At 64.9% G+C, this 26,263-nt stretch carries 23 protein-coding genes and 3 tRNA genes; 12 read left to right on the top strand and 14 right to left on the bottom strand.

The features are described 5' to 3' along the window. The first annotated feature begins 60 nt into the window (after positions 1 to 60). Positions 61 to 1,563: an NAD(P)H-hydrate dehydratase gene (locus tag AC56LR_RS18270; RefSeq protein ID WP_497132394.1), complete on the top strand. Its 1,503-nt coding sequence runs from the start codon at positions 61 to 63 to the stop codon at positions 1,561 to 1,563. On the opposite strand, the gene AC56LR_RS18275 is transcribed toward AC56LR_RS18270, so the two are convergent. Beyond that, positions 1,560 to 2,288, bottom strand: a complete 729-nt coding sequence (locus AC56LR_RS18275; protein ID WP_497132396.1) for an ABC transporter ATP-binding protein — start codon at positions 2,286 to 2,288, stop codon at positions 1,560 to 1,562. The two genes, AC56LR_RS18270 and AC56LR_RS18275, sit on opposite strands and share 4 nt — an antisense overlap. Here AC56LR_RS18275 and AC56LR_RS18280 point away from each other — a divergent pair. Both AC56LR_RS18280 and mnmH read left to right on the top strand, forming a co-directional pair. Further along, entirely contained in the window at positions 2,287 to 2,916 is a 630-nt protein-coding gene (locus AC56LR_RS18280; RefSeq protein WP_497132398.1) for an arylesterase, read from the top strand. The two genes, AC56LR_RS18275 and AC56LR_RS18280, sit on opposite strands and share 2 nt — an antisense overlap. After that, positions 2,913 to 3,968, top strand: coding sequence for a tRNA 2-selenouridine(34) synthase MnmH (gene mnmH, locus AC56LR_RS18285; RefSeq protein ID WP_497132399.1), 1,056 nt, complete (start codon positions 2,913 to 2,915; stop codon positions 3,966 to 3,968). Before AC56LR_RS18280 ends, mnmH begins: the two co-directional genes overlap by 4 nt. A gap of 198 nt (positions 3,969 to 4,166) precedes the next feature. Here mnmH and AC56LR_RS18290 read toward each other — a convergent pair whose 3' ends face one another. The 11 genes from AC56LR_RS18290 to AC56LR_RS18340 form a co-directional block, all read right to left on the bottom strand. Further along, the gene (locus AC56LR_RS18290; RefSeq protein WP_497132401.1) at positions 4,167 to 6,089 is read right to left on the bottom strand and encodes a SurA N-terminal domain-containing protein; all 1,923 of its coding nucleotides are present in this window, start codon (positions 6,087 to 6,089) and stop codon (positions 4,167 to 4,169) included. Between the two features lie 104 nt (positions 6,090 to 6,193). After that, positions 6,194 to 6,270 (bottom strand) — tRNA-Asp (locus tag AC56LR_RS18295). Positions 6,271 to 6,289: 19 nt separating this feature from the next. After that, a tRNA-Asp gene (locus AC56LR_RS18300) sits at positions 6,290 to 6,366 on the bottom strand. A 64-nt stretch (positions 6,367 to 6,430) separates the two neighbouring features. Further along, positions 6,431 to 6,703, bottom strand: coding sequence for an HU family DNA-binding protein (locus tag AC56LR_RS18305; RefSeq protein WP_497132402.1), 273 nt, complete (start codon positions 6,701 to 6,703; stop codon positions 6,431 to 6,433). Positions 6,704 to 6,907: 204 nt separating this feature from the next. Further along, positions 6,908 to 9,316, bottom strand: coding sequence for an endopeptidase La (gene lon, locus AC56LR_RS18310; RefSeq protein ID WP_497132404.1), 2,409 nt, complete (start codon positions 9,314 to 9,316; stop codon positions 6,908 to 6,910). A 270-nt stretch (positions 9,317 to 9,586) separates the two neighbouring features. Next, entirely contained in the window at positions 9,587 to 10,855 is a 1,269-nt protein-coding gene (clpX, locus tag AC56LR_RS18315; protein WP_497132406.1) for an ATP-dependent Clp protease ATP-binding subunit ClpX, read from the bottom strand. Between the two features lie 158 nt (positions 10,856 to 11,013). Continuing rightward, the gene (clpP, locus tag AC56LR_RS18320) at positions 11,014 to 11,631 is read right to left on the bottom strand and encodes an ATP-dependent Clp endopeptidase proteolytic subunit ClpP (protein ID WP_091875986.1); all 618 of its coding nucleotides are present in this window, start codon (positions 11,629 to 11,631) and stop codon (positions 11,014 to 11,016) included. Between the two features lie 229 nt (positions 11,632 to 11,860). After that, positions 11,861 to 13,201, bottom strand: a complete 1,341-nt coding sequence (gene tig, locus AC56LR_RS18325) for a trigger factor (RefSeq protein ID WP_497132408.1) — start codon at positions 13,199 to 13,201, stop codon at positions 11,861 to 11,863. 31 nt (positions 13,202 to 13,232) lie between these two features. After that, positions 13,233 to 13,319, bottom strand: a tRNA-Leu gene (locus AC56LR_RS18330). 218 nt (positions 13,320 to 13,537) lie between these two features. After that, complete coding sequence (locus AC56LR_RS18335; protein WP_497132410.1) at positions 13,538 to 16,636, bottom strand: efflux RND transporter permease subunit; 3,099 nt, start codon at positions 16,634 to 16,636, stop codon at positions 13,538 to 13,540. Further along, positions 16,633 to 17,805, bottom strand: a complete 1,173-nt coding sequence (locus AC56LR_RS18340) for an efflux RND transporter periplasmic adaptor subunit (protein WP_497132412.1) — start codon at positions 17,803 to 17,805, stop codon at positions 16,633 to 16,635. Before AC56LR_RS18340 ends, AC56LR_RS18335 begins: the two co-directional genes overlap by 4 nt. A 65-nt stretch (positions 17,806 to 17,870) precedes the next feature. Between AC56LR_RS18340 and hpnC the strand changes: the two genes are divergently transcribed. From hpnC to AC56LR_RS18370, 6 genes are all read left to right on the top strand, one after another. Further along, positions 17,871 to 18,680 (top strand): squalene synthase HpnC, encoded by an 810-nt coding sequence (gene hpnC, locus AC56LR_RS18345; RefSeq protein WP_497132413.1) that lies wholly within the window; start codon positions 17,871 to 17,873, stop codon positions 18,678 to 18,680. 81 nt (positions 18,681 to 18,761) lie between these two features. Next, a complete protein-coding gene (gene hpnD / locus AC56LR_RS18350; protein ID WP_497132415.1) occupies positions 18,762 to 19,595 on the top strand; it encodes a presqualene diphosphate synthase HpnD in 834 nt (277 codons plus the stop codon). After that, positions 19,582 to 20,991 (top strand): hydroxysqualene dehydroxylase HpnE, encoded by a 1,410-nt coding sequence (gene hpnE, locus AC56LR_RS18355; protein ID WP_497132417.1) that lies wholly within the window; start codon positions 19,582 to 19,584, stop codon positions 20,989 to 20,991. The genes hpnD and hpnE overlap by 14 nt, the downstream gene beginning before the upstream one ends. 34 nt (positions 20,992 to 21,025) lie before the next feature. Then, a complete protein-coding gene (locus tag AC56LR_RS18360; protein WP_497132419.1) occupies positions 21,026 to 21,169 on the top strand; it encodes a hypothetical protein in 144 nt (47 codons plus the stop codon). A gap of 19 nt (positions 21,170 to 21,188) precedes the next feature. Beyond that, the gene (locus AC56LR_RS18365) at positions 21,189 to 21,980 is read left to right on the top strand and encodes a DUF1700 domain-containing protein (RefSeq protein ID WP_497132421.1); all 792 of its coding nucleotides are present in this window, start codon (positions 21,189 to 21,191) and stop codon (positions 21,978 to 21,980) included. Positions 21,981 to 21,982: 2 nt separating this feature from the next. Beyond that, positions 21,983 to 22,789 carry a GIN domain-containing protein gene (locus AC56LR_RS18370; RefSeq protein ID WP_497132423.1) on the top strand — a complete coding sequence of 269 codons (807 nt, stop codon included), beginning with the start codon at positions 21,983 to 21,985 and terminating at the stop codon, positions 22,787 to 22,789. Here AC56LR_RS18370 and AC56LR_RS18375 read toward each other — a convergent pair. Next, positions 22,773 to 24,020, bottom strand: a complete 1,248-nt coding sequence (locus AC56LR_RS18375) for a TIGR03862 family flavoprotein (protein WP_497132425.1) — start codon at positions 24,018 to 24,020, stop codon at positions 22,773 to 22,775. The genes AC56LR_RS18370 and AC56LR_RS18375 overlap by 17 nt on opposite strands. Before the next feature lie 149 nt (positions 24,021 to 24,169). Here AC56LR_RS18375 and AC56LR_RS18380 point away from each other — a divergent pair, with 149 nt between their 5' ends. The 3 genes from AC56LR_RS18380 (at position 24,170) to dctP (ending at position 25,891) form a co-directional block, all read left to right on the top strand. Further along, positions 24,170 to 24,373, top strand: a complete 204-nt coding sequence (locus tag AC56LR_RS18380; RefSeq protein WP_497132427.1) for a helix-turn-helix transcriptional regulator — start codon at positions 24,170 to 24,172, stop codon at positions 24,371 to 24,373. Positions 24,374 to 24,441: 68 nt separating this feature from the next. Beyond that, complete coding sequence (locus AC56LR_RS18385) at positions 24,442 to 24,672, top strand: hypothetical protein (RefSeq protein WP_497132429.1); 231 nt, start codon at positions 24,442 to 24,444, stop codon at positions 24,670 to 24,672. A 202-nt stretch (positions 24,673 to 24,874) separates the two neighbouring features. Continuing rightward, a complete protein-coding gene (dctP, locus tag AC56LR_RS18390; RefSeq protein ID WP_497132431.1) occupies positions 24,875 to 25,891 on the top strand; it encodes a TRAP transporter substrate-binding protein DctP in 1,017 nt (338 codons plus the stop codon). Positions 25,892 to 25,999: 108 nt separating this feature from the next. Here dctP and moaD read toward each other — a convergent pair whose 3' ends face one another. Then, positions 26,000 to 26,257 (bottom strand): molybdopterin converting factor subunit 1, encoded by a 258-nt coding sequence (gene moaD / locus AC56LR_RS18395; RefSeq protein WP_497132433.1) that lies wholly within the window; start codon positions 26,255 to 26,257, stop codon positions 26,000 to 26,002. Positions 26,258 to 26,263 lie beyond the last annotated feature (6 nt).

Here is a 26,263-nt window from a genome sequence, read left to right on the forward strand (position 1 = left end):
ATCGAATATTGTAGCTTGGGCGCGCGACCGTGCCCGCGAAAATGCAGCACAATCCCTGGCATGGACAATCATCTTTATACCGTGGCGCAGCTGCGCGCCATCGAGGCCTCGGCCTATGCGGACCTGGCGCCCGGAACCCTCATGCAGCGCGCCGGCAGAGCCGCCGCGAAGTTCGCCATGCAACTGCTGGGCGAGCGCCGCGACAAGCCGGTGCTGGTGCTGGCCGGACCCGGCAACAATGGCGGCGATGCGTTTGAGATGGCCGCCGTGCTCGCCGACGCCGGCATCGACGCCCTGGTGCTGCACCTGCCCGGGCAAGGCGACGCCTCGGTCGAGACTGCCAGCGCACACGAGCGCGCACGCGAAGGCACGGTCGGCTTCATCGACATGCTGCCGCCCGACGGCGATTGGGCCCTGGTGGTGGACGGCCTGTTCGGCATCGGCCTGACGCGCCCCATCGACGACGAGTATCGCGAAGCGATCGCCTCCCTGGCCGGCATCCGCTGCCCCATCCTGGCGCTGGACGTGCCCAGCGGGCTCGATGCCGACGCCGGCGCCGTGGTCGGACCGGGCGGCATCGCCGTGCGCGCCACGCACACGATCACCTTCCTGGGCGACAAGCCGGGGCTGCACACGGCCGACGGACGCGATTACGCCGGCCTGGTGCACGTGGACATGCTCGGCATCACGCCGGAGCACCTGCCGCGATCGAACACGCGCCTTGGCACCGACGACGTCTTCTCGCACCGGTTGGCGGCGCGCCGCCACAACACCCACAAGGGCAGCTTCGGGGATGTCGCCATCATCGGCGGCGCCCACGGCATGGCCGGGGCGCCGGTACTGGCGGCGCGCGGCGCCTTGTTTGCGGGCGCGGGGCGGGTGTTCGTGGCGATGATCGATCCGGGGCCCGGCTACGACAGCGTGCAGCCCGAAATCATGTTCCGTGCCGCGGACGAGTTCGACATCGACAAGCCTACGCTCGTCATCGGCCCCGGCATGGGCGGCTCGGCGAGCGCGATGCGGCTGCTCGCCAAGGCCCTCGACAGCGACAGCCCGCTGGTCATCGATGCCGATGCGATCACGCTGATCGGCGCCAGTCCCGACCTGCTGGCGCGCCTGGCCGCGCGCCGTGCGCCGGCGGTGCTCACGCCCCACCCGCTGGAAGCCGCGCGCCTGCTCGGCCGGGAGGCCGGCGCGGTCCAGGCCGACCGCCTTGGGGCCGCGCGCGAGATGGCCGTGCGCACGAATGCCACCGTGATCCTCAAGGGCTCGGGCTCGGTCATCGCGCGGCCCGATGGCGAGGTGGTGATCAACCCGACCGGCAATGCGGGACTGGCGACCGCCGGCAGCGGCGACGTGCTGGCGGGGATTTGCGCAGCGCTGTTGGGACAAGGCTGGCCGGCATGGGAAGCGGCCAGCGGTGCGGCCTGGATCCACGGCGCGGCGGCCGACCTGTTGGTCGCCAATGGCGTGGGCCCGATCGGATTGACGGCCGGCGAGCTGCCCGCGGCGGCGCGGGCGGTGCTGAACATGCTGGTGGCGGAGGCCGCCGAGGAAAATTAAACCAGGCGGCCGGCCGCGATGGTGATGGTGCGCCCGCAGCGCGCCGCCATGGCCGGGTCGTGCGTGACCAGCACGAGGGTCGAGCCGCGCTCGCGGTTCAGTTCGAACATCAAGCCGATGATCGATTCGCCCGTGGCGGCGTCCAGGCTGCCGGTCGGCTCGTCGGCGAACAGCAGCGGCGGCTCGGTGACGAAGGCGCGCGCCAGTGCCACGCGCTGCTGCTCGCCGCCGGACAGGTATTTGGGATAGTGCTTGAGGCGGCTCGACAGGCCGACCCGGCCCAGCATGGCCTCGGCCTTGGCGCGTGCGTCGCCGTCGCCGCGCAATTCGAGCGGCAGCATGACGTTTTCAACGGCGTTCAGGTGGGCCAGCAACTGGAAGGACTGGAACACGAAGCCCAGCTTGGCCTTGCGGAACGCGGCGCGGCCATCCTCGTCCAATGCAAAGATATCGGTGCCGTCGAGCAGCACCTTGCCGCCGGATGGGGTATCCAGGCCGGCAAGCAAGCCGAGCAGCGTGGATTTGCCCGAACCCGAGGCGCCGACGAGCGCGAGCGTCTCGGCCGGTTGCACGGTAAAATCGATGTTTTGCAGGATGGTGAGTTCGCCGCTGGCGTCCGCCACCCTCTTCGAGAGGCCGCTGACTTCGATCGCAGGCGGCTGCCCTGCCGCATGTGCGGCATTCGCCCTTGCACCACCCTTGGAATCCTCGGAGTTATCACGCATGCTAGCTGTTCTTAAAAAATGTTGTGTCGTTGCGGTCCTGACGCTGGCAGCGTCGGCGAGCGCCTATTCTGCACCAAAAACCATACTCGTGGTGGGCGACAGCCTGTCGGCCGAATACGGCATCACGCGCGGCGCCGGCTGGGTCGCACTGCTCGAACAAAAGATGAAAGCAGAAAAGATCCAGGCATCAGTCGTCAATGCCAGCATCAGCGGCGAGACCACCATTGGCGGGCGCACCCGCCTGCCCGCCCTGCTCGACCAGCACCGGCCAAGCGTCGTGGTGATCGAACTGGGCGCCAACGACGGCCTGCGCGGCCTGCCGGTGGCTTCGGCCGAGAGCAACCTGCGCGCCATGATCGCCATGGCGCACAAGAAGAACGCAAAAGTGATGCTGGTGGGGATGCGCATGCCGCCTAACTACGGCCGCGCCTATACCGATAGCTTCTTCAACATGTTCAAGAAAGTCTCGACAGATACCCGCTCGCCGCTGGTGCCCTTCATGCTGGAGGGCGTGGCCGACAAGCCCGCGCTGTTCCAGCAGGACCGCCTGCATCCGACGGCGGCCGCCCACCCGATCATCCTGAAAAACATCTGGCCGCAGTTCGCCACCCTCGTGAAGAAACAATGAAATACCCTGCCGTCCTGAGTTTTGCCGACATCCTTCCCGAACTCGACGCCTTCGACGCCATCATCGATGCGCGCAGCAAGTCGGAATTCGCTTTGGACCGCATCCCCGGCGCGATCAATGCGCCGGTGCTCGACGACGAACAGCGCATCACCGTCGGCACCCTGTACAAGCAGATCGGCGCCTTCGAAGCCAAGAAGATCGGCGCGCCGCTGGTGGCCGTCAACATCGCGCGCCACGTCCAGACCCTGTGGGCGGACAAGCCCAAGGATTGGAAGCCGCTGGTCTACTGCTGGCGCGGCGGCAACCGCAGCGGCTCGATGGCCCATATCCTGGCCAAGATCGGCTGGCCGGTGATCCAGCTCGATGGCGGCTACAAGGCCTACCGCGCGCACGTTGCCGCCAGCCTTGAATCGCCCTCGGAGCTGGACTTCCGCGTCGTGTGCGGCACCACCGGCAGCGGCAAGAGCCGCCTGCTCGAGACGCTCGACGGCATCGGCGCCCAGGTGCTCGACCTGGAACGCCTGGCCGCCCACCGCGGCTCGGTGCTGGGCCACCTGCCCAACGAGCCGCAGCCGAGCCAGAAGATGTTCGAAAGCCTCATCTGGGACAAGCTGCGCCGTTTCGATCCGTCCAAGCCCGTGTTCGTCGAATCCGAGAGCAAGAAGGTCGGCAACCTGCGCGTGCCGGACGCCGTCATGCAGCGCATGCGCGCCTCGACCTGCATTTCCCTCGCGCTGTCGCGCGAGAACCGCGTGCGGCTGCTGATGGAAGACTACGAGCACTTCTGCGCCGATCCCGATTCGCTCAATTCCCAGCTGGACCACCTGGTGCAGCTGCACGGGCGCGCCAAGATCGACGCCTGGCACGCGATGGCCAAGGGCGGCGCCATGCCGGAACTGGTGGCCCAGCTGCTGGAGGAGCATTACGATCCGGCCTATCTGCGCTCGATCGACCGGAATTTCGTGCAGGTGGCGAAGGGGGAAGTCGTGGAATTGAAGGATATTGCGGAAGATGATTTCGTGGCGGCGGCGCGCAGGTTGCATGCGGCGTAGCGGCGACTACGGCCGGCCTCGCGACAACGCGCGAGCTGGTTGAACGCGCGGGCAGGAAACCTGCCCACCCTACGGATCAGCGGCTGCTCGTAGGGTGGGCAAGTCCCTTGCCCGCGCGTTCAACTCCCCGATGATCCGTCGCACAAACAAAAAAGCCCGGCTGCGCAAGCAAGCCGGGCTTTTTTAACACGCGCTGTCTTACTGCGCGTCGGTCTTCACACCCAACTGCGACGGCTGCACATCCACCTTGGCCTTGGCCTTGGTCTTGAGCGCCTCGACATAGTTGAACATCTCCGACTGGCCCACCAGGGTCGAGATCTGCTGCGCTTCCTGCTTGCGGCGGTTCGCGTCCGGCTGGGCAGGCTGCGAGATCTTGCCGATGCGGTAGACGCCATAGCCCTGGCCCGGCACGTCGACACCGACATAGGCAGGCAATTTGGTCACGTCGGCCTTGAGCACGGCGATCGCCGCGGTGGTGTTGATCGATGGCTCCTTGGTGCGCGAGATCATCTTCGCTTCGCCGAAACCGGTGGCATCGCCAGATGCCTTGGCGGCGGCGAGCTTGGCTTCGCCGGCCTGGCGTGCCAGGCGCGCTGCTTCTTCCAGCGTCACGCGCTGGCGGATGGCGGCGTCGACCTCAAGCAGCGGACGCTTGGCGGCCGGCTTGAACTCGACCACGCGGCCGGCGATCAGCACGCTCGGCGCGACTTCGACGGCTTCGGTGTTGCGCTTGTTCTTGACCGCATCCGCACCAAAAATCGCGGCCAGGAATTTCGGATGATTGAACGGCGCCTGCGCCATCTGCGGGCTCGGGGTACGGGTCAGCGCATCGACGGTTTCGATCTTCAGGCCCAGCTTGTCGGCGACGGGCTTGAGGCTGTCCGACTGCTCGTACACCATGTTGGTGAAGATCTCGGCCAATTCCGAATACTTCTTCGACATCTTCTGCTTCTTGAGGTCGGCGGCGATCTGCTCTTTCGCAGCGTCCAGCGGCTTTTGCGCAGCCGGCTTGACCGCGGTGACCTTGATGATGTGGTAGCCGAATTCCGACTGCACCAGGGCGCTCGTCTCGCCTTCTTTCAGGGCGTAGATCGCGTCTTCGACCGGTTTGACGAAGGCGCCCTTCTCCACCACGCCGAGGTCGCCGCCGGCCTGGGCCGAGCCCTGGTCCTGCGACTGCGCCTTGGCGATCTCGGCGAAGTTGGCCGGGTTCTTGCGCACCTCAAGCAGCACGGCTTCGGCCTTGGCCTTGGCCGCTGCCTGGTCGGCCGGCTTCGCGTCGCGCGCCAGGTTGATCAGGATGTGGCTGGCGGTGCGCTGTTCCGGCGTCGTGTAGCTCTTGACGTTCTTGTTGTAGTAGTCGGCCACTTCCGCGTCGGTGACCTGGGTCTGGCTGGCGACGACGTCGGCGTCGAACACGACGTATTCGGCCTTGACCTGCTCGGGCACGGTGAACAGCTGGGCGTTCTTGTCGTAATAGGCCTTGACCATCGCGTCGGTGACTTTCACCTGCGGCAGGTAGGCAGCCACCGGGAACAGCAGCTCCTGGACTTCGCGTTCCTGGTCGTTGATGTCCGACAGGCGGGTCGACACACTGCGCGGTGCGAAGGCAGTCGCTTCGATCGAGCTGGAGATCTGCTGCACGGCCAGGTCGCGGCGCAGGCGCTGGTCGAACATCGCCGGCGTCATGCCCTGCGCGGCCAGCGCGGACTTGTACTGTTCCATGTCGAACGTGCCGTCCGGCTTGCGGAAGGATTCGATCGCCAGGATGCTCTTTTGCAGGGCGGCGTCGCTGACGGTCAGGTTGCCGCGCGCGATCTCGGCGGCGACGGCGCGTTCTGCCACCAGGTTGTTCAGGATCGCCTGCTTGGCTTCCGGGGTCTCGAACAGCTTCTGGTCGAACTGGGCGCCCATCATGCGGCGCGCCTGGTCGATCTGGCGGCGCTGGGCTTCTTCCCATTCCTGCTGGGTGACCTTCTGGCCGGCGACGGTGGCGACGCCGGCTGCGGCGTCGCCGCGGTTCTGGTAGCTCTCGACACCGACCAGGACAAATGACGGCACGATCAGCACGAGCAGCAGGCCCTGCATCACGCGCTTGTTGTTACGGACAAATTCAAACATGGTCAGCCATTCAAGGTTGATAATGTAAAAAAAAAGGCGAACTCGCGTTCGCCCCTTCTTGTTTCCCGCACGGCTTTTGCAAGCTGCCGGGTACTTCTGAATTCTGGCGGAGCGGACGGGACTCGAACCCGCGACCCCCGGCGTGACAGGCCGGTATTCTAACCAACTGAACTACCGCTCCAGAATAATGTTGTGGATGTTGGCGGAGCGGACGGGACTCGAACCCGCGACCCCCGGCGTGACAGGCCGGTATTCTAACCAACTGAACTACCGCTCCAACAAAAACACGTCATTCACTACCTTTTCAGGCAGCTCCCCTGCATGTCACTGCAGAGAAGGCATTAGTTTACAGCATCTTTCAGTGCTTTACCAGCCTTAAATTTTGGAACCTTGGCAGCCTTGATCTTGATGGGTTCCTTGGTGCGCGGATCGCGGCCGGTGCGCGCGGCGCGATCGCCCACGGTGAAGGTGCCGAAGCCGACCAGCGTGACGCTGTCGTTCTGCTTCAGGCTTTCCGTCACAGCGTTGATCATCGCGTCGAGTGCGCGCGTGGCCGAGGCCTTGGTGATGTCCGCGGACTTCGCGATTTCTTCGATCAGTTCTGTCTTGTTCACTCTAACCCTCGTTTATTCGTTCGACGCTCATGCGCCTGCATGCAAAAGTGCAAGCGCGTATTAAACAAGGGCAACATTAGTCTGTCAAGCAACATGCGTGGGGCATGGGGATGCGGTGTGCCTATGTCGTTGTTTGGGCGCTGCCCGGGTCGTCCAAAAAAAACAGGCGCCGCAGGCGCCTGTTTTACCGATCAATACAAGCGATCAGTGCTTGACCACATCCGTCTGCCCATCCACAGCCGCGGCAGGCGCCACGGCCACCGTGGCCGGTGCGTCGACGATCGGTTCCGGCAGGCGTTCCAGGGCGACCTCGAGCACCTTCTCGATCCAGCGCACCGGCACGATCTCGAGCTTGTTCTTGACGTTGTCAGGAATCTCGGCCAGGTCCTTCACGTTCTGCTCGGGGATCAGGACCGTCTTGATGCCGCCGCGGTGGGCTGCCAGCAGTTTCTCTTTCAGGCCGCCGATCGGCAGCACTTCGCCGCGCAGCGTGATCTCGCCCGTCATCGCCACGTCGGCACGGACCGGAATGCCGGTGAAGGCCGAGACCAGGGCGGTGGTCATGCCGATACCGGCCGACGGACCATCCTTCGGCGTCGCGCCTTCCGGCACGTGGATGTGGATATCGTTCTTCTCGAACGCTTCCGCCTTGATGCCGAAACGCTGGGCGCGGCTACGCACGACGGTGCGCGCTGCCTCGATCGATTCCTTCATCACGTCGCCCAGGGTACCGGTGCGGATGATGGCGCCCTTGCCCGGCACGTTGACGGCTTCGATCGTGAGCAGGTCGCCGCCCACTTCGGTCCAGGCCAGACCGACCACCTGGCCGACCTGGTTCTGCTTCTCGGCCACACCGAAATCGTAGCGGCGAACGCCCAGGAACTTGTCCAGGTTCTTGCCGTTGACGATCACGCGCTTTTCCGTTTTCTTCAGCAGCAGCATCTTGACGACCTTGCGGCAGATCTTGGAGATTTCGCGGTCCAGCGAACGCACGCCCGCTTCACGGGTGTAGTAGCGGATGATGTCGCGCACCGCGCTCTCTTCGACCTTGATCTCTTCTTCCTTCAGGCCGTTGGCTTTGAGCTGCTTCGGCAGCAGGTAGCGCTGGGCGATGCTGGTCTTCTCGTCTTCGGTGTAACCCGACAGACGGATGACTTCCATGCGGTCGAGCAGCGCCGGCGGGATGTTGTACGAGTTCGAGGTCGCCACGAACATCACGTCCGACAGGTCGAAGTCCACTTCCAGGTAGTGGTCCGAGAACGTGTGGTTCTGTTCCGGGTCCAGCACCTCGAGCAGGGCCGACGACGGGTCGCCGCGGAAGTCCGCGCCCATCTTGTCGATCTCGTCGAGCAGGAACAAGGGGTTGCGCACGCCGACTTTCGCCAGCGACTGCAGCACCTTGCCCGGCATCGAGCCGATATAGGTACGGCGGTGGCCGCGGATCTCGGCTTCGTCGCGCACGCCGCCCAGGGCCATGCGCACGAACTTGCGGTTCGTGGCGCGGGCGATGGACTGGCCCAGCGAGGTTTTACCCACGCCCGGAGGACCCACGAAGCACAGGATCGGGGCCTTGAGCTTGTCGACGCGCTGTTGGACCGCAAGATACTCGAGAATGCGTTCTTTAATCTTGTCGAGGCCATAGTGATCGGCTTCCAGGACGTTCTGCGCGTTCTCGAGGTCGATGGTGACCTTCGACTTTTTCTTCCACGGCAGCGAGACCAGGGTGTCGATGTAGTTGCGCACGACGGTGGCTTCGGCCGACATCGGCGACATCAGCTTGAGCTTGCGGATTTCGGCCTGCGCCTTTTCCAGTGCCTCTTTCGGCATCCTGGCGGCGATGACCTTCTTCTCGAGCTCTTCGATGTCGGCGCCCTCTTCGCCTTCACCCAGTTCCTTCTGGATGGCCTTGACCTGCTCGTTCAGGTAGTACTCGCGCTGCGACTTCTCCATCTGGCGCTTGACGCGGCCACGGATGCGCTTTTCGACCTGCAGGATGTCCAGTTCGCCTTCCAGCTGGCCGAGCAGGTGCTCGAGGCGCTTGGCGACGTTGAAGATCTCGAGGATGACCTGCTTCTGCTCGAGCTTGAGGGGCAGGTGGGCGGCGACGGTATCGGCCAGGCGGCCGGCATCGTCGATGCCTGCCAGCGATGCGAGGATCTCCGGCGGAATCTTTTTGTTGAGTTTGACGTACTGGTCGAACTGCTGGACGATGGCGCGGCGCATGGCCTCGACTTCGGAGTCGTCGCCGACTTCCGAATCGACCGGGGTCAGTTCGGCGGTAAAGTGGGTCGCGCCATCGGTGATGGTGTCGATGCGCGCACGCTGCGAACCCTCGACCAGGACCTTCACGGTACCGTCCGGGAGCTTGAGCATCTGCAGGATATTGGCCACGCAGCCGATTTCGTAGATGTCTTCGGCCGAAGGTTCGTCCTTGGCGGCTGCTTTCTGGGCGGCCAGCATGATGCTCTTGCCCTGCTCCATCGCGGCTTCGAGGGCCTTGATGGATTTAGGGCGGCCAACGAACAGAGGTATCACCATATGCGGGAACACGACCACGTCGCGCAACGGCAAAAGGGGCAGCGTCGTTTGCTCGGTTAATTTCGGAGTTGTCATGGCGTACCTTATAAAAGCGTGTTGCTGAACTTGGGCACTCGCAGGGTAAATCTCAAGGCCACTGCGAAAATATTTTCTTCAAGTAAAAGTTTATCAATTATTGAAGAATATAGCCGTTCCAATAAAATCCGGTTTTCAAATGAAAAAGCCACCGCCCGGCTTACCCCGGCGAGTGGCTTTTCGAGTGAAGCCCGCGTCTTTTATTGAAGTAAATTGTACCTTCAAGAATCCGTACGGCAAGAGTTTTGTTGCAAGCGTGCAGGCCTTTTTTTAGTTTTCGCCGGAAGCTTTTGGCGATTCACTGTAAATAAGCAAAGGTTTAGCCGCATTCGTGATCGTATTTTCATCGATAACGACTTTTACGACATTTTGCTGACTCGGCAATTCGTACATCACATCCAGCAACGCGTGTTCGAGGATGGAACGCAGGCCGCGGGCACCGGTCTTGCGCGCCAATGCTTTACGGGCAATCGCGTGCAGGGCCGCAGGACGTATTTCGAGTTCGGCGCCTTCCATTTCAAGCAGCTTCGAGTACTGTTTGATCAAAGCGTTTTTCGGCTCGATCAGGATCTGGATCAGCGCTTCTTCGGTCAGCTCGTTGAGCGTGGCGACGACCGGCAGGCGGCCGACCAGTTCCGGGATCAGGCCGAACTTGATCAGGTCTTCCGGCTCGGCTTCCATCATGATCTCGCTGGCCGCACGCTGGGTCTGGCTCTTGACGGTGGCGCCGAATCCGATGCCGCCCTTGTCCGAACGGTTCTGCACGATCTTGGCCAGGCCGTCGAAGGCGCCGCCGCAGATGAACATGATGTTGGTCGTGTCGATCTGGACGAAGTCCTGGTTCGGGTGCTTGCGCCCGCCCTGGGGCGGCACCGAGGCCATGGTGCCTTCGATCAGTTTCAGCAGTGCCTGCTGCACGCCCTCGCCCGACACGTCGCGCGTGATCGACGGGTTATCGGACTTGCGCGAAATCTTGTCGATCTCGTCGATGTAGACGATGCCGCGCTGGGCCTTGTCGACTTCGTAATTGCAGCTTTGCAGCAGCTTCTGGATGATGTTCTCGACGTCTTCGCCGACATAGCCGGCTTCGGTCAGCGTGGTCGCGTCGGCGATCACGAAGGGGACGTTGAGCATGCGCGCCAGGGTCTGGGCCAGCAGGGTCTTGCCGGAGCCGGTCGGGCCGACGAGCAGAATATTGCTCTTCGCCAGCTCGATGTCGTCTTTCTTGCTCAGGTGCTTGAGGCGTTTGTAATGGTTGTACACCGCCACCGACAGGATGCGCTTGGCCGTTTGCTGGCCGATCACGTACTGGTCGAGCAGTTCGGTGATTTCGTGTGGCGTCGGCAGGTCGGACTTGGCGCCCGCCACCGACTCGACATTCGAAGTTTCGTCGCGGATGATGTCATTGCACAGATCGATGCATTCATCGCAGATGAATACCGACGGTCCCGCGATCAGCTTCTTGACTTCGTGCTGGCTCTTTCCGCAGAACGAGCAATACAGAAGTTTTTCGCCGCTGGAGGATTTTTTGTCAGACATGGGGCAGGTTATCTATTTAGTTGCTTGAATATAACGCTAATACGGACGCGCAACAAGTGCGCGTACGAACATGCTACCCGAAATAAAAACGAAACGCCCGAACGTCATGCGCCCGGGCGTTTTTTGGCAACACCTTCGCGGCGTCGCAAGGCGTTTGCTTATGCGCGGTTGGTCAGAACGCGGTCGATCAGACCGTACTCGACCGATTCTTCCGCCGACATGAAGCGGTCGCGGTCGGTATCCTTGTGGATCTGCTCGATCGTCTGGCCGGTGTTGTCGGCCATGATGCGCGCCAGGCGCTCGCGCAGGTACAGGATTTCCTTGGCCTGAATCTCGATGTCCGAAGCCATGCCCTGCGAGCCACCGGACGGCTGGTGGATCATGACGCGCGAGTTCGGCAGCGAGAAACGCTTGCCCTTGGCGCCGGCAGCCAGCAGGAAGGCGCCCATCGAGGCCGCCAGGCCGGTACACAGCGTCGACACATCGGGCTTGATGAAGTTCATCGTGTCGAAGATCGCCAGGCCCGCCGAGACGGAACCGCCAGGCGAGTTGATGTAGAGCGAAATATCCTTGTCCGGATTCTCGCTTTCCAGGAACAGCATCTGGGCCACGATGAGGTTGGCCATCTGGTCGTTGACAGGACCGACCAGGAAGATCACGCGTTCCTTCAGGAGGCGCGAATAGATGTCATAGGCGCGCTCGCCGCGGCCGCTTTGTTCGACCACCATCGGCACGAGGCCGAGTGCTTGGGTATCCAATGCCGGATTATGAATCATACCTGTCTCGTTCCTTGTTAAAAGTGGATTGCAAAAACCCCGGCCACGATACACGTAGGGTGGGCAGCTTCGCTGCCCGCGCGGTGATAGTCGTCGGCTCCGTCATCGAGCATGATGATCTTGCCTCAACCAAAACAACCGTGGGCGTTCGTAATTCAGGTCACTGACCTGAATCACCCCGCCCACCCTACGAAAACCACATCCTACCCTTGCGGGCCGGGTGTTTCAATTAACCCTGAGCGTTGCCACCCATCAGTTCATCGAAAGCGATGGTCTTGGTGCTGACCTTGGCCTTACCGAGCACATAGTTAACGACGTTTTCTTCCAAAACAAGTGCCTCGACTTCGCCCAGGCGGCGACGGTCGCTGTAATAGTACTTGAGGACTTCTTTTGGATCTTCGTAACTTTGCGAGAAGTCTTCGATCTGGGCTTTGACCTGTTCCTGGGTTGCCTGCAGATTGTTGTCGCTAACCAACTGCGACAGGATCAGGCCCAGGCGCACGCGGCGCTCTGCCTTATCGGCGAACATCTCGGACGGGAAAGGCATCGCCTTGACGTCCATGCCACGCTGCATCATGTCCTGGCGGGTCATTTCGGCCAGGCGCTCCGAATCCTGCTGGATCATGGCCTTCGGCACTTCCATCTCGGTCGCCTTGACCAGCGCGTCCATCACGGCTTCCTTGTTGCGGGCCTTGACGCGGGCGGTGACTTCACGCTCGAGGTTGGTCTTGATGTCGTCGCGCATCTTTTCGACGGCGCCGTCTTCGATGCCCAGCGACTTGGCGAACTCGGCGTCGATTTCAGGCATGTGCGCCCACTCGAGCTTGTTCAGGGTGATGGTGAAGTCGGCGGTCTTGCCGGCGACATCTTTACCGTGGTAATCCTCAGGGAAGGCCAGCGGGAAGGTCTTGCTTTCGCCGACTTTCAGGCCGATGGTCGCTGCTTCGAATTCCGGCAGCATGCGGCCTTCGCCCAGCACGAAGGCGTAGTTGTCGGCCTTGCCGCCATCGAATTCGACGCCGTCGATCTTGCCGACGAAGTCGACGGTCACGCGGTCGCCATTGGCGGCCACCGGCTCGCCGCCGTCGCCGTGCTCGCCCGCCACGCCCTTGGTGTGGTAGTGGACGCGCTGCTTGCGCAGGATGTCGATGGTCTTGTCGATTTCAGCGTCGGTCACGTCGGCGGCGACGGTTTCGACTTCCATGGTGGACAGGTCGGCCAGCACGACTTCTGGATAGACTTCGAAGGTCGCGTCGAATTCGAGCATGCCTTCAGGTGCGTCCTGTTTCGGCTCGATTTTCGGGAAACCGGCAACGCGCAACTGGTTCTCGTTGGCTGCTTCGTTGAACGCGCGGCCGACTTTGTCGTTCAGCACGTCCGATTCGATCTGGTAACCGTATTGCGCCGCGACCATCTTGAGCGGCACTTTGCCAGGGCGGAAGCCAGGGGCTTTTGCCGTCTTGGCCTGCTGCTTGAGGCGCTTTTCGACCTCCGTACGGACGTCAGCTACCGGAAAAGAGATCGTCAAGCGACGCTCGAGTTTACCCAGGGTTTCGACTGCAGTTGCCATTATAAAAATCGTCCAAAAAAATAATTATTCGTGGTGCGAGGAGGGGGACTCGAACCCCCACACCATTGCTGGCGTCAGGACCTAAACCTGGTGCGTCTACCAATTTCGCCATCCTCGCGCAGGATTGCATTTTCTGCCACAAAAACAAAGGGCGCCCGACAGTGAAACCGGCCGCCCTGCACTCCTCTGTTTATGGGCTACAACTTCAGCCAATTATTTTACTGGATTTTCTGTCACTATTGGGCGTTTTTTGCTTGGCGTGCGAGGGATGGAGCTCTTCTATATAGGGGAAGCGTGACTCTGCCATATGCATACCCTCGTCGAACGCGCCTGAATTCACGCGAGCTTGGCCCCCACCGGCTTCTTGACCCTGAACCACGCCGCATACAAAGCCGGCAGGAACAACAGCGTCAAGGCGGTCGCCACCAGCAGCCCACCCATGATCGCCACCGCCATCGGCCCCCAGAACACCGAGCGCGACAGCGGAATCATGGCCAGCGCCGCGGCGGCGGCCGTCAGCAGGATCGGCCGGCAGCGCCGCACCGCCGACTCGACGATCGCATCCCAGGCCTCGGCACCGCCCGCGATATCCTGCTCGATCTGGTCCACCAGGATCACCGAATTGCGGATGATCATGCCGAACAGCGCGATCACGCCCAGGTTGGCGACGAAGCCGAAGGGCCGGCCGAACACCAGCAGCGCCATCGCCGCACCGGCAATGCCCAGCGGGCCGGTCAGGAACACCAGCAGCGCCCGCGAGAAGCTGTGCAGCTGGAGCATCAGCAGCGTGAACACGATGAACAGCACCAGCGGCACGTTGGCCATGATCGAGGCTTCCGCGTCCGAGCTGTCGGCCGCCGCGCCTTCCACCGTGACGCGGTAGCCGGCCGGCAGCTTGCCGCGCATGGCGGCGAGCTTGTCGTCCACCTGGGCGGTGACGGTCGGACCCTGGATGCCTTCGACAACGTCGGACTGGACCATGATGGCCCACTCGCGGCCCTCGCGCCAGACCACGCCCGGCTCCCACACGAACTGCACCCGCGCCACCTGGCCCAGCGGCACGAAACGACCGCCGGTCGTGGCTACCTGCGCTTCCGACAGCCGGCTGATGGTCGAGCGCTCCTCCAAAGGCTGGCGCACCACGATGTCGATCAGGCGGTTGGTCTCGCGGAACTGCCCGACCGGGGTGCCGGTCAGCGCGGTATTGACGACCCGGCGCACCGCCTGCGAGGTCACGCCAAGGGCGCGCAGCTTGTCCTGGTCGAGGTCCAGGCGCAGCACTTTCACCGACTCGTTCCAGTTGTCGTTGACGCCCACCGTGTTCGGGTTGGCGCGCAAGGTGTCCTTCACCTGGTCGGCCAGGGTGCGCACGATGCCGATGTCCGGGCCCAGCACCTGGAATTGCACCGGATACGCCACGGGCGGGCCATTCGGGAGCAGCTTGACCCGGCCGCGCACCTCTGGAAAATCATTGCGGAAGGCTTCCTCGATTGTCAAGCGCAAGGCTTCGCGCGCGGCCGCATCGACGGGCAATACCACCAGCTGGGCGACGTTCGACTGCGGGAAGATCTGGTCGAGCGGCAGGTAGAAGCGCGGGCTGCCGGTGCCGACATAGCTGGTCACGCTCTGCACGCCCTTCTGCCCCTTCAGGAAGCCTTCGAAGCGCTTCACCACCGCCTCGTTGGCGGCAAAGCTGGTGCCCTCGGGCGACCACATTTCTACCATCAGCTCGGGGCGGCTGGAATCCGGGAAGAACTGCTTCTCGATGAAATTGAAGCCGAATACGCCCAGCGCGAACACGCCCAGGCTCAGCGCGATCGTGGTCTTGCGCCATTCGACGCAGCGGTGCACCAGGCGGCGGAAGCGTTCGTAGGCCGGGCTGTCGAAGACCTCGTGCGAGGATTCGCCCTGGGCGTGCGGTTTTACCCGCAGCAGAACGTAGCCGATATAGGGCGTGAACACCACCGCCGCCACCCACGAAATCAGGAGGGCCAGCGCGTTCACCGAGAACATCGTGAAGGTGTATTCGCCGGCGGCCGATTTCGCCAGGCCGATCGGCAGGAAGCCGGCCGCTGTGATCAAGGTCCCGGTCAGCATCGGCATCGCGGTCGAGGTGTAGGCGAAGGTGGCCGCCTCGAAGCGCGACATGCCCTCCTCCATCTTCCGCACCATCATCTCCACGGCGATGATGGCGTCGTCCACCAGCAGTCCCAGTGCAATGATGAGCGCGCCGAGCGAGATCTTGTGCAGCGAAATATCCAGCAGGCGCATGAACAGGAAGGTAATTGCCAGCACCAGCGGAATCGTCAGCGCCACCACCAGGCCCGGGCGCACGTCAATGCGCAGCCGGGGCTTGGTATGCAGGCCGAGCGCGATGAAGGAGACCGCCAGCACGATGACCACCGCTTCGGCCAGCACCTTGACGAATTCGTCGACCGAGGCCGTGACGGCGGCCGGCTGGTCGGTGACGCGTTCGAGCTCGATCCCGACCGGCAACTGGGCGCGGATGCGGGTGACGGTCGCGTCCAGGCCTTCGCCCAGCTTGATGATGTTCCCGCCCTTCTCCATCGACACGCCCAGGCCGATCACTTCCTTGCCGTTGAAGCGCATCTTGTCCGCCGGCGGGTCCTGGTAGCCGCGCTTGACGGTGGCGAAGTCGCCCAGGCGGAAGGTGGTGTTCCCCGCGCGCAGCTGCAGGTTTTCCAGCAGGCCGACCGTCTTGAGCGCCCCCGTCACGCGCACCTGCAGGTAGTCGGTGGGCGTGACCAGCACGCCGCTGGCCTCGACCTGGTTTTGCGTCGCGATCTGGCCCACGATCTGCTCGAAGGGAATGCCCAGCTGGGCGAATTTCTTGCTCGAGAATTCGATATAGACCTTCTCGTCCTGCACGCCGAACTGTTCGACCTTCGCGACCAGCGGCACGGTGAGCAGCTGCTGGCGCACGAAGTCGGCGTAGTCGCGCATCTCGGCCTGCGAGAACCCGTCGCTCGACAAGGCGAAGATCGACCCATAGGTGTCGCCGAATTCGTCGTTGAAGAAGGGACCGATCACGCCTTGCGGCAGCGTGCGCGCCATGTCGCCGATTTTCTTGCGCACCTGGTACCAGGTCGGCGCCGTTTCCTCGGGCGGCGTCGATTCGCGCAGCTCGATGATGATGGTCGTCTCGCCCGGCTTGGAAAAGCTGCGGATGCGGTCGATGTACGGGGTTTCCTGGAGCTTGCGTTCGAGCGGGTCGGTGACCTGCTCGGCCATCTGCACGGCGGTGGCGCCCGGCCAGACGGCCTTGACCACCATCGCGCGGAAGGTGAAGGGCGGATCTTCGTCCTGGCCCAGCTGCTGGTAGCTCAGGATGCCGCCGATGAGCAGCGCGGCGATCAGGTAGCGCGTGAGCGGGATGTGCTCCAGCGCCCAGCGCGAGAGATTGAAACCCCTCATCGAGCGCCCCCGCCCACCGCTGCCGCTTCGGTGTCACCCCTGCGCGCCACGTCGGCAGTCAATATGCGTACCTTCTGGCCGGGTTTGAGCAGGTGCACGCCGGCCGTGACGACGGTCTGGCCGGGCTGCACGCCGCTGGAGACCAGCAGGTCGTTGCCGGACTGCCCGGCCAGCTGCACCCGGCGCAGCTGCACCGCTTCTTTTTCAACTACCCAGACGGATGTAGCGCCCTTGTCCTGCACCAGGGCGCTCAGCGGCAGGCGCAGCGCGGCAGCGTTGCCGGCGCCCGTCACCAGCTCCACGGTGGCGGTCATGCCCAGGCGCACATCAAGGCCAGGAGGCAGCGCCACCTTGACCGCATAGGTGCGGGTGGCGGGATCGGCCACCGGCGAGACTTCGCGGATCGTGCCGGGAATGCCAGACTCGCGATTGGCCCACAGCCGCACGGTGACGCCGCTCGCCTGGCGCAGCTGGCCGACCCGGTCTTCGGGAACGCCGATCACGACCTCCTTCTCGAGGGTACGGGCCACCCGCACCACGGGCGCGCCGGCCGCGACCACCTGGCCGACTTCGGCGTCGATGGCGGTGACCACGCCCTCCATGTCCGAGGCCAGGACGGCATAACCGGCCTGGTTCGACTGGCCGCGCAAGAGCGCGCCCGCCGCGTCGACATTGGCCTGGGCCGCGCGCAAGGCCGACTGCTTGGCGTCCAGCACCGCCTGGCTGACGAAATTCGCGGCGCGCAGGCCCTGGTGTCGCTTGAAGTCCGACTGGGCCAGGTCGCGCTGGGTTTCGGCCGCGCGCAGCGCGGACCTGGCCTGGGATTCGGCCAGGCGCAAGTCTTGCGGATCGAGCCGCATCAGCACCTGGCCCACCTTGACGGCGGCGCCGACGTCCACCTTGCGCTCGACGATCTTGCCGCCGACCCGGAAGCCCAGGCGCGACTCGTAGCGCGGACGCACGTCGCCGGAAAATTCCACGTGCTCGGCGCCGTTGCCGGCGGCGAGCCGGATGACGCGCACCGGGCGCACCTCGTCGGTCCTGGGGGCGGGCTTGTTGCATGCAGCAAGCATGGCAAGCAGGAGTGGCGCCACCAGGACGGCGCGCGGCAGGCGGGAAGACTGGAACACGGCGGACCCCTTGTCGTAGGCATGCCCGAGTTTGGGCATTTGTTATCGAGCAATTATAATCTTGGAAACACCGAACAAAATGGCTTTAGAGGCAACCGTCGAATATGCCCGTCGAGCACTACGAAAACTTCCCGGTCGCATCCTTTTTGCTGCCGCGCCGCCTGGCGCCGGCCGTCGAGGCGATCTATGCCTTCGCCCGCAGCGCCGACGATATCGCCGATGAAGGCGACGCCACCCCAAGCGAGCGACTCGCGGCGCTGGCAAGCTACGCCCAGGCATTGGAAGCCATCGAACGCGGCGCGGTTCCCGCGGACCCGATGTTTGCCCGGCTGGCCGGCGTGGTGGCCGAGTTCCGGCTGCCGGTGGCGCCGATGCACGACCTGCTGTCGGCCTTCCGCCAGGACGTGGTCACCACCCGCTATCCCGATTACACCGCCCTGCTCGACTATTGCCGGCGCTCGGCCAACCCGGTCGGGCGCCTGATGCTGGAACTCTACGACGCCGTGGACGAGCGCAACCTGCGCGATTCGGACGCGATCTGCACTGCCCTGCAGCTGATCAACTTCTGGCAAGACGTCGCGATCGACCTCACCAAGGGCCGCATCTACCTGCCGCTGGAAGACCTGGAACGCCATGGCGTCAGCGAGGCGGACCTGCTGGCCCACCCGGCCACCCCGGCCTGGCGCGCCCTGATGCGCTTCGAGGCCGAGCGCGCCCGCAGCCTGATGATGGGCGGCGCGCCCCTGGCGCGGCGCCTGCCGGGCCGCATCGGCTGGGAGCTGCGCCTGATCGTGCAGGGCGGCCTGCGCATCCTGGACGCCATCGAGCGCGCCGATTACGACGTCTTCGGGCGCCGGCCCACCCTGGCCGCAGCCGACTGGCTGGCCGTGGGCTGGGGCGCGCTGCGCATGTAGCTCTACCGTCCCGTCGCACCCAAGCCCGCAACAACGCTAGAATAGCGGGTTAGCATCGCCACCCTGATAAGCAATCATTACATGTCCCCCGACGAATACTGCCAGCAAAAGACCGTCCAGAGCGGCTCCAGCTTCTATTACAGCTTCCTGTTCCTGCCCCAGGAGCGCCGGCGCGCGATCACCGCGCTCTACGCCTTCTGCCGCGAGGTGGACGATACGGTGGACGAAGCGACCGACCCGTCGGTGGCGCGCATCAAGCTGGCCTGGTGGCGCACCGAAGTCTCCAGCATGGTCAAGGGCGCCCCGACCCACCCGGTGACCAAGGCGCTGCAGCCGCACATCGCCGTCTACCAGCTCGAAGAACAGCACCTGCAGGCCATCATCGACGGCATGGAGATGGATCTCGACCAGAGCCGCTACCTCGATTACCCCGGACTGCAGAAATACTGCTGGCGCGCGGCGGGCGTGGTCGGCATCCTGTCGGCCAGCATCTTCGGCTACACCAACCCGCAGACCCTGGCCTATGCCGAGAAGCTCGGCCTGGCCTTCCAGCTCACGAATATCATCCGCGATGTCGGCGACGACGCGCGCAAGGGCCGCATCTACCTGCCGGTCAACGAATTGCAGCAGTTCGGGGTGACCGCCGCCGACCTGCTCAATTTCCGCCACAGCGAGAAGTTCGAGGCGCTGATGCGATACCAGACCGAGCGCGCCCAGCGCACCTATGACGAGGCGTTTGCCCTGCTGCCGAAGGAAGACCGGCGCGCCCAGCGCCCGGGCCTGATGATGGCCGCGATCTACCGCACCCTGCTCGACGAGATCGAGCGCGACGGCTTCCACGTGCTGAACCAGCGCATTTCGCTCACGCCGCTGCGCAAGCTGTGGCTGGCCTGGAAGACCTATGTCCGCACCTAGCGGCGGGCAGCGGGTCCTGGTCGCCGGTGGCGGCTGGGCCGGTTGCGCCGCCGCCGTCGAACTCGCGCGCGCGGGCAGCCGGGTCACGCTGGTCGAGGCCGCGCGCACCCTGGGCGGCCGCGCGCGCGGGGTCGAGGTGCAGGGCAAGATGCTCGACAACGGCCAGCACATCCTGCTCGGCGCCTATGACGAGACGCTGCGCCTCTTGCGGCAGGTCGGCATCGACCCGGAACTGGCCTTGCTGCGCCTGCCCGTGCAGATGCGTTACCCCGAGGGCAGCGGCGGCATGGACTTCGTCGCGCCGCGCTGGCCGGCGCCCTTTCACCTGTTTGCCGCCCTGCTGCGCGCCAAAGGCCTGGGGCGCGCCGACAAGCTCGCGCTGGCGCGCTTTCACAGCGCCGCCAAATGGATGGGCTGGGTGCTCTACCAGGACTGCACGGTGGACGAACTGCTCGAGCGCTTCGGCCAGACCGCGCGCCTGAACCGCCTGCTGTGGCATCCGCTGTGCATCGCCGCCCTGAATACGCCGCCCGCGCGGGCCTCGGCCAAGGTGTTCCTGGCGGTGCTGCGCGACAGCCTGGGCGCGAAGCGCCGCGCGGCTTCGGACATGCTGCTGCCGCGCCTCGACATGGGAGCCTTGTTCCCGCAGGCCGCGGCGCGCTATCTCGAAGCGCATGGCGGCGCCGTGCGCACAGGGGTCAAGCTCACGGCCATCGCGCGGGACGGGGACGGCTGGCAGGCGGCGATCGGCGACGAGCCCCACTCGTTCGATGCGGTGGTGCTGGCCACGCCCGCCAGCCAGTCGGCGGCCCTGCTCGGCGACCATCCGGAAACGGCGGAGCTCTGCGCCCAGTTATCTAGCTTCAGCTACGAGCCGATCGCCACCTGCTATCTGCAATACGATGCGTCCGTGCGCCTGAACCTGCCCTTCTACGCGCTGCTGGACGAGCCCGAGGCCGGCCGTTGGGGCCAGTTCGCCTTCGACCGGGGGCAGCTCGACGCCGCCCACCCGGGTCTGCTGGCGGTCGTGCTCAGCGCCGCGGGCGATGCCGCCCAGATCAAGCAGGACGCGCTGGCGGCGCACATCGCCGCCCAGCTGGCGCAGGATTTTCGGCGTCCCGAGCTGGCCGCGCCCCAATGGACGCAAGTGATCACGGAGAAGCGCGCGACCTTTTCCTGCACCCCCGGCCTGGCGCGCCCCGGCAACGGGACCGCGCTGCCGGGACTGGTTCTGGCGGGCGACTATACCGCCGGCGACTACCCCGCCACGCTGGAGACGGCGGTGCGCAGCGGCGTGCAGTCCGCGGCGCTTATCCGCGCCTGCGGCGCCCTGCCCCGCGAAAAGCGCAGCCCATCGCACGGCGGTGGCGGCCAGGAGCAGGCTTTCATAAAGTAGCAGTATCGAATTCCTTCTTTACGGAAGCAAATACATGAACGTCCGACTCGGTTTACGCACACTTGTCCTGTTGGCCTTTGTCGCCGCCAGCACGGCGGTGCTGGTACAGCCTGAGCTCATCGGCGGATCAAAGACCGCCATGGCGATCGGCAGCATCCCGGTCGTCGGCCACCACTGAATCAAGAGGTAAGCATCACATGGGCAAACTGGAATATCTCGACGCGCTCAAGCGCGCCATGACGGGCCTGCCGCCGGAAACGCAGGCCAAGACGCTGGCCTGGTACGAACAGCGCTTCGTCGACGGCATCGCGGCCGGCCGCAGCGAAGACAGCATCGCGGAAGAACTGGGCGACCCGCGCAAGGTCGCGGTCACGCTGCGCGCCAGCGCCCACATGGACGCCTTCAAGGAAAAGAAGTCGCCGGCCAATGCGCTGCGCATGGTCGTCGCCGGCGCCGGCCTGCTGGTGTTCAACCTGTTCATGGCGATTCCGGCCGCGGTGTTCGGCGCGCTGCTGGTCGCGGCCTATGTCTCCGCGCTGGGCTTTTATGTGTCCGGCATCGCGATCACGGCCAGCGGCCTGGCAGGCGCCAATGAGCTGGTGCTCAACAATCCGCTGCACCGGGTCGAGATCGGTGAGGACGGCGTGCGCCACGAAACCAGCGAAAACCGGCGCACCCGTGTGTCGATCAGCGAACAGGGCATCAATATCTACGACGACGCGCCCGAACCGGTCGAGGCGGTCGACGAGAGCGAAGACGGCGCCAGGTCGGCGGTGGTGATGCGGCGCGCCGAGAAAGTGGCCGACGCCGGCATCCAGATCAGCACCGACATGGACGGCGAGTCGCGCACCACCCAGACCATCGTCGGCGTGGGCATGGTGCTCGGCGGGATCCTGCTGTTCCTGCTGTCGCTGGTGGTCACCAAATACACCCTCATCGGATTGAAGCGCTATATCCGCATGAATTTGTCGCTCTTGAAGGGAGCCTGACCATGCGCTCTCTCCTGAAAGTCGGCTTGAGCCTGCTGCTGCTGGCAGTCGTCCTGGTTGGCCTGAGCTACGGCGTGCTGCGCGCCAACGGCGTCGCGGCTGCCGCCGAGGGCCGCCAGGTGACCACCGAAACCCGCGAGGTGCCGGCCGGCGTGAACGCGGTGGACCTGAACGGCCCGATCGACCTCACGCTGCGCTACGGCGCCACCCCTTCGCTCAAGGTCAGCGGCGAATCCCGCCTGCTGGGCAATGTGGACGTGAACGCCGAAGGCGCCGTGCTGCACATCGATATCCGCGGCATGGTGCTGCGCCACCGCCGTCCGCTCGAAGTCGAACTGGTGCTCCCCAGCCTGGTCGGCGTGACGGTGGACGGCAGCGGCGAGAGCAGCGTCAACGGCTTCTCGGGCGAGCGCATCGAAGTCCGGATGGAAGGCCCGGGCAGCCTGCGCTTCAACGGGCGCTTCCGCCACGTGAACGCGGCCCTGAGCGGCAGCGGGGAGCTGGACCTGAATGCCGGCGCCGGCGTCGAGCGCCTCGAAGCGGCCCTGTCCGGCTCCGGCCACCTGACGGTGGTGGGCAGTACCCGCGAGCTGGAAGCCACGGCAAGCGGTTCGGGCCAGTTCGATGCCCGCCACCTGCGCGCCGAGGCCGTCAAGGTCGGCCTGACGGGTTCCGGCAGCTCGACCGTGCAGGCACGGAGAACCGTGGCGGCCGCGATCTCGGGCAGCGGCGACATCGAGGTGAGCGGCAATCCGGCCGAGCGCAGCGTCAGCCGCACCGGGACCGGCAGCGTCACCTTCTCCGATTAAGCCAGGCCAGCGCGTCGCGCCCCGCGGCGCGCCCGCTGCCGAAGCAGGCGGTCAGCAGATAGCCGCCGGTCGGCGCTTCCCAGTCGAGCATTTCTCCCGCCACGAACACCCCCGGCAGCGCGCGCAGCATCGCGCTGCCGTCCGACAGGGCCTCGAAACGCACGCCGCCGGCGCTGCTGATCGCCTCCGCGATCGGCCGCGGGCGCCGCAAGACCACCGGCAGCGCCTTGAGCGCAGCCGCCAGGCGCGCCGGATCGGCGTAATCCTCTTTCGACAGGCATTCGTGCAGCAGGCCGGCCTTGACGCCCTTGATCCCGAGCCGGCTTTGCAGGTGGCTGGCCAGCGAGCGCGAACCGCGCGGGCGCGCGACCTCCGCCAGGATGCGGGCGCCATCGAGGTCGGGCAGCAGGTCGAGCCAGATGGTGGTACTGCCGGCGGCTGCGATCTGGTCGCGCAGGGGCGCCGAAATCGCATACACCAGGCTGCCCTCGATGCCGGACTGCGTCACCACGAACTGGCCCTGGCGCCGCTTCCTGGCGCCATCACGCCCGCGCCAGGCGATCGCCACGGTGGTGAGCGGCGCGCCCGCATGCTTCGCACTAAAATGCGCGCTCCAGTCGACGTCGAAACCGCAGTTCGACGGCAGCAGCGGCGCCACGTCGACGGCGCGTTCTGCCAGCAGGGGCGCCCAGGCGCCGTCTGAACCCAGGCGCGGCCAGCTCGCGCCGCCCAGTGCCAGCACCGTGGCGTCGGCATCGACCAGGATCTCGCCCGCCAGGGTCGCGATGCGCAGCTTTCCATCCTGCCAGCCCAGCCAGCGGTGCCGCATGTGGAAGCGCACGCCGGATTCGCGCAGGCGGTGCAGCCAGGCGCGCAGCAGGGGCGCGGCCTTCATGTCGGTCGGGAAGACGCGGCCCGAAGTGCCCACGAAGGTATCGACGCCGAGGCCGTGGATCCAGTCGCGCACCGCCTGCGGCTCGAACGCCTCCAGCCAGCGCGCCACCTCATCCTCGCGCGCGCCGTAGCGGCGGCGGAAGTCGGGCATGGCTTCCGAATGCGTGATGTTCATCCCACCTTTCCCGGCCAGCAGGAACTTGCGGCCCACGGAGGGCATGGCGTCATACACGTCCACCTGCACCCCGCCCGCGCTGAGCGTTTCGGCCGCCATCAGGCCGGCGGGGCCGCCGCCGATCACGGCAACGCGTTGGGGTTCCTGGGAAGACTCGGTCATGGCGAAAACGAAGGGCGGGAAAGGAGCGGCATTGTAGTCGAAATGCGCCCCGCCTAAAAATGTAAAGGGAGCTTGACACCATGGATATTCGCGCCCACGATGTAAAGCATACTTTACTTTCCCTGCGTGCTGCGCCGCCTGAAGAGCCGATGAACAACCATATCAGGGCCCTGCGGGCCGAACGCGGCTGGAGCCAGGCCGAACTGGCCGAAATGCTGCAGGTCTCGCGCCAGAGCGTCAACGCCATCGAGACCGGCCGCTACGACCCCAGCCTGCCGCTCGCCTTTGCGATTGCCCGCCTGTTCGGTCAGGCGATCGAATCGATTTTCATTCCCGATGCGCAGACTCCATGAACGCACCGCGCCGGCCGAGCGCTTCGAAGCACCCGTCCGTTTCCTCAACCATCCCTGAAAGAGCACCCATGCGACAGTTTATTTATTGGAGCGGCCAGTACCTGCTGGCCGCCGGTTCGATGTTCCTGCTGATCGAAGCGGTCGACACCCTGCGCGGCGAAGCCTTCGGGGCGGCCTGGCGCGAATCGCTGGCCTGGGCGGTGCTGGCGGCGGCCATCTTCATCGGCTCGCGCTACTACCAGGCGAAACAGGGCGCGCCCTGCGTCGTCTGCCCCGACAAGCCGGCCAAAAAGCGCTGAGCTTTTCATCCTCCAGGGTATGTATTTGCCATATCCACAAGATTCCGCTTGACAATAGATCTGGCAGGAATATTCTTGTACCCGCTACAAGGAACGATGACGCCCGTACAACGAGCTGTAATGTGCGAGGCCGCCACGATTCTACGAGCGTGTTGTCTTATCATCTTGGAGGATGTGTATGTCGGTAATGACCAGGGCAGCAATGTCCCGCAGGGCGATGCTGGGCGCAATCGCGACCACGCCGCTATGGATGCAGTCCGCATGGGCGCAGCCAAACAATCTGAAGATCTCGCACCAGTTCCCCGGCGGCAGCATCGCCCAGGGCGATTTCCGTGACCGCTTGTGCCGCATGTTCGCGGCCGACGTCGAACGCCGCACCCGCGGCGGCCTGAAATTCTCGATCTATCCCGGCTCGAGCCTGATGGGCGCGAACGCCCAGTTCCCGGCGCTGCGCAGCGGCGCGCTGGACATGGCCCTGGTGCCGCTGTCCTATGCCGGCGCCGAGGCGCCGGAAGCGAACATCGGCCTGATGCCCGGCCTGGTGACTTCCTACGAGCAGGGTTACGGCTGGAAGAACGCCCCGGTCGGGCGCGAGCTGACCCGCATCCTGAACGAACAGGGCCTGGTGGTGGTCAGCTGGATCTGGCAGGCCGGCGGCGTCGCCTCGCGCGGCAAGCCGATCCTGCATCCGGAAGACGTGGCCGGCCTGAAGGTGCGCGGCGGCTCGCACGAGATGGACCGCCTGCTGCTCGACGCCGGCGCCACCGTCGTGAACATGCCGTCCAACGAGATCCAGGCCGCGATGCGCGCCGGGACCCTCGACGCGGCCCTCACCTCGTCGACCTCGCTGATGTCCTTCCGCCTGCAGGACAGCGCGCGCTCGCTCACCACCGCGCGCGGCGGCGCCTACTGGTTCATGTTCGAGCCCCTGATGATGTCGCGCACGGTGTTCGACCGCCTGAGCAAGCAGCAGCAGGCAGCCGTGATGGCCGTCGGTGCGGACCTGGAGACCTTTGCATTGAAGGCCGCGCGTGCGGACGATGCAGCCGTGGCCTCGGTCTACCAGGCCACCGGCGCCCGGGTCGTGGACATGAATGCGGAAGCCCTGCGCAAATGGCAGTCGATCGCCCGCACCAATGCCTGGCGCGAGTTTGGCGAGCGAAATAGCAATTGCGCGAAGCTGCTGGAACTGGCCGAGCAATCCATCGCCATGATCTAAATTGTAGGGTGGTCGGCTTCGCCGACCGCGCGTTCTACTAAACGATGAAGAGTCGCGCTACGTCTTTTCATGCTCGGTTTGAACGCGCGGTCGGCAGAGCCGACCACCCTACCCGCCTGTCACGGGCGGAAAAAAGGCGACTTCGGCGCCGTCGTCGACTTCCTGGCTTGGGGCGCACATCACCTGCTTGTGCGCCATGCGCACCGCGCGCTCCGGCCCGAGGGCCTCCGCCCACGCGCCGCCGCGCGCGACCAATGCCTCGCGCACCTCGCCGACCGTAACCGCCTCGCCCGGCAATTCAATCGCTTCCTGCCCCATTCCCACCGCTTCGCGTACCGACGCGAAGTACCGTAACGTGATCTTCATGCTTTT

Source organism: Telluria sp. ZT3P39 (assembly GCF_059685935.1).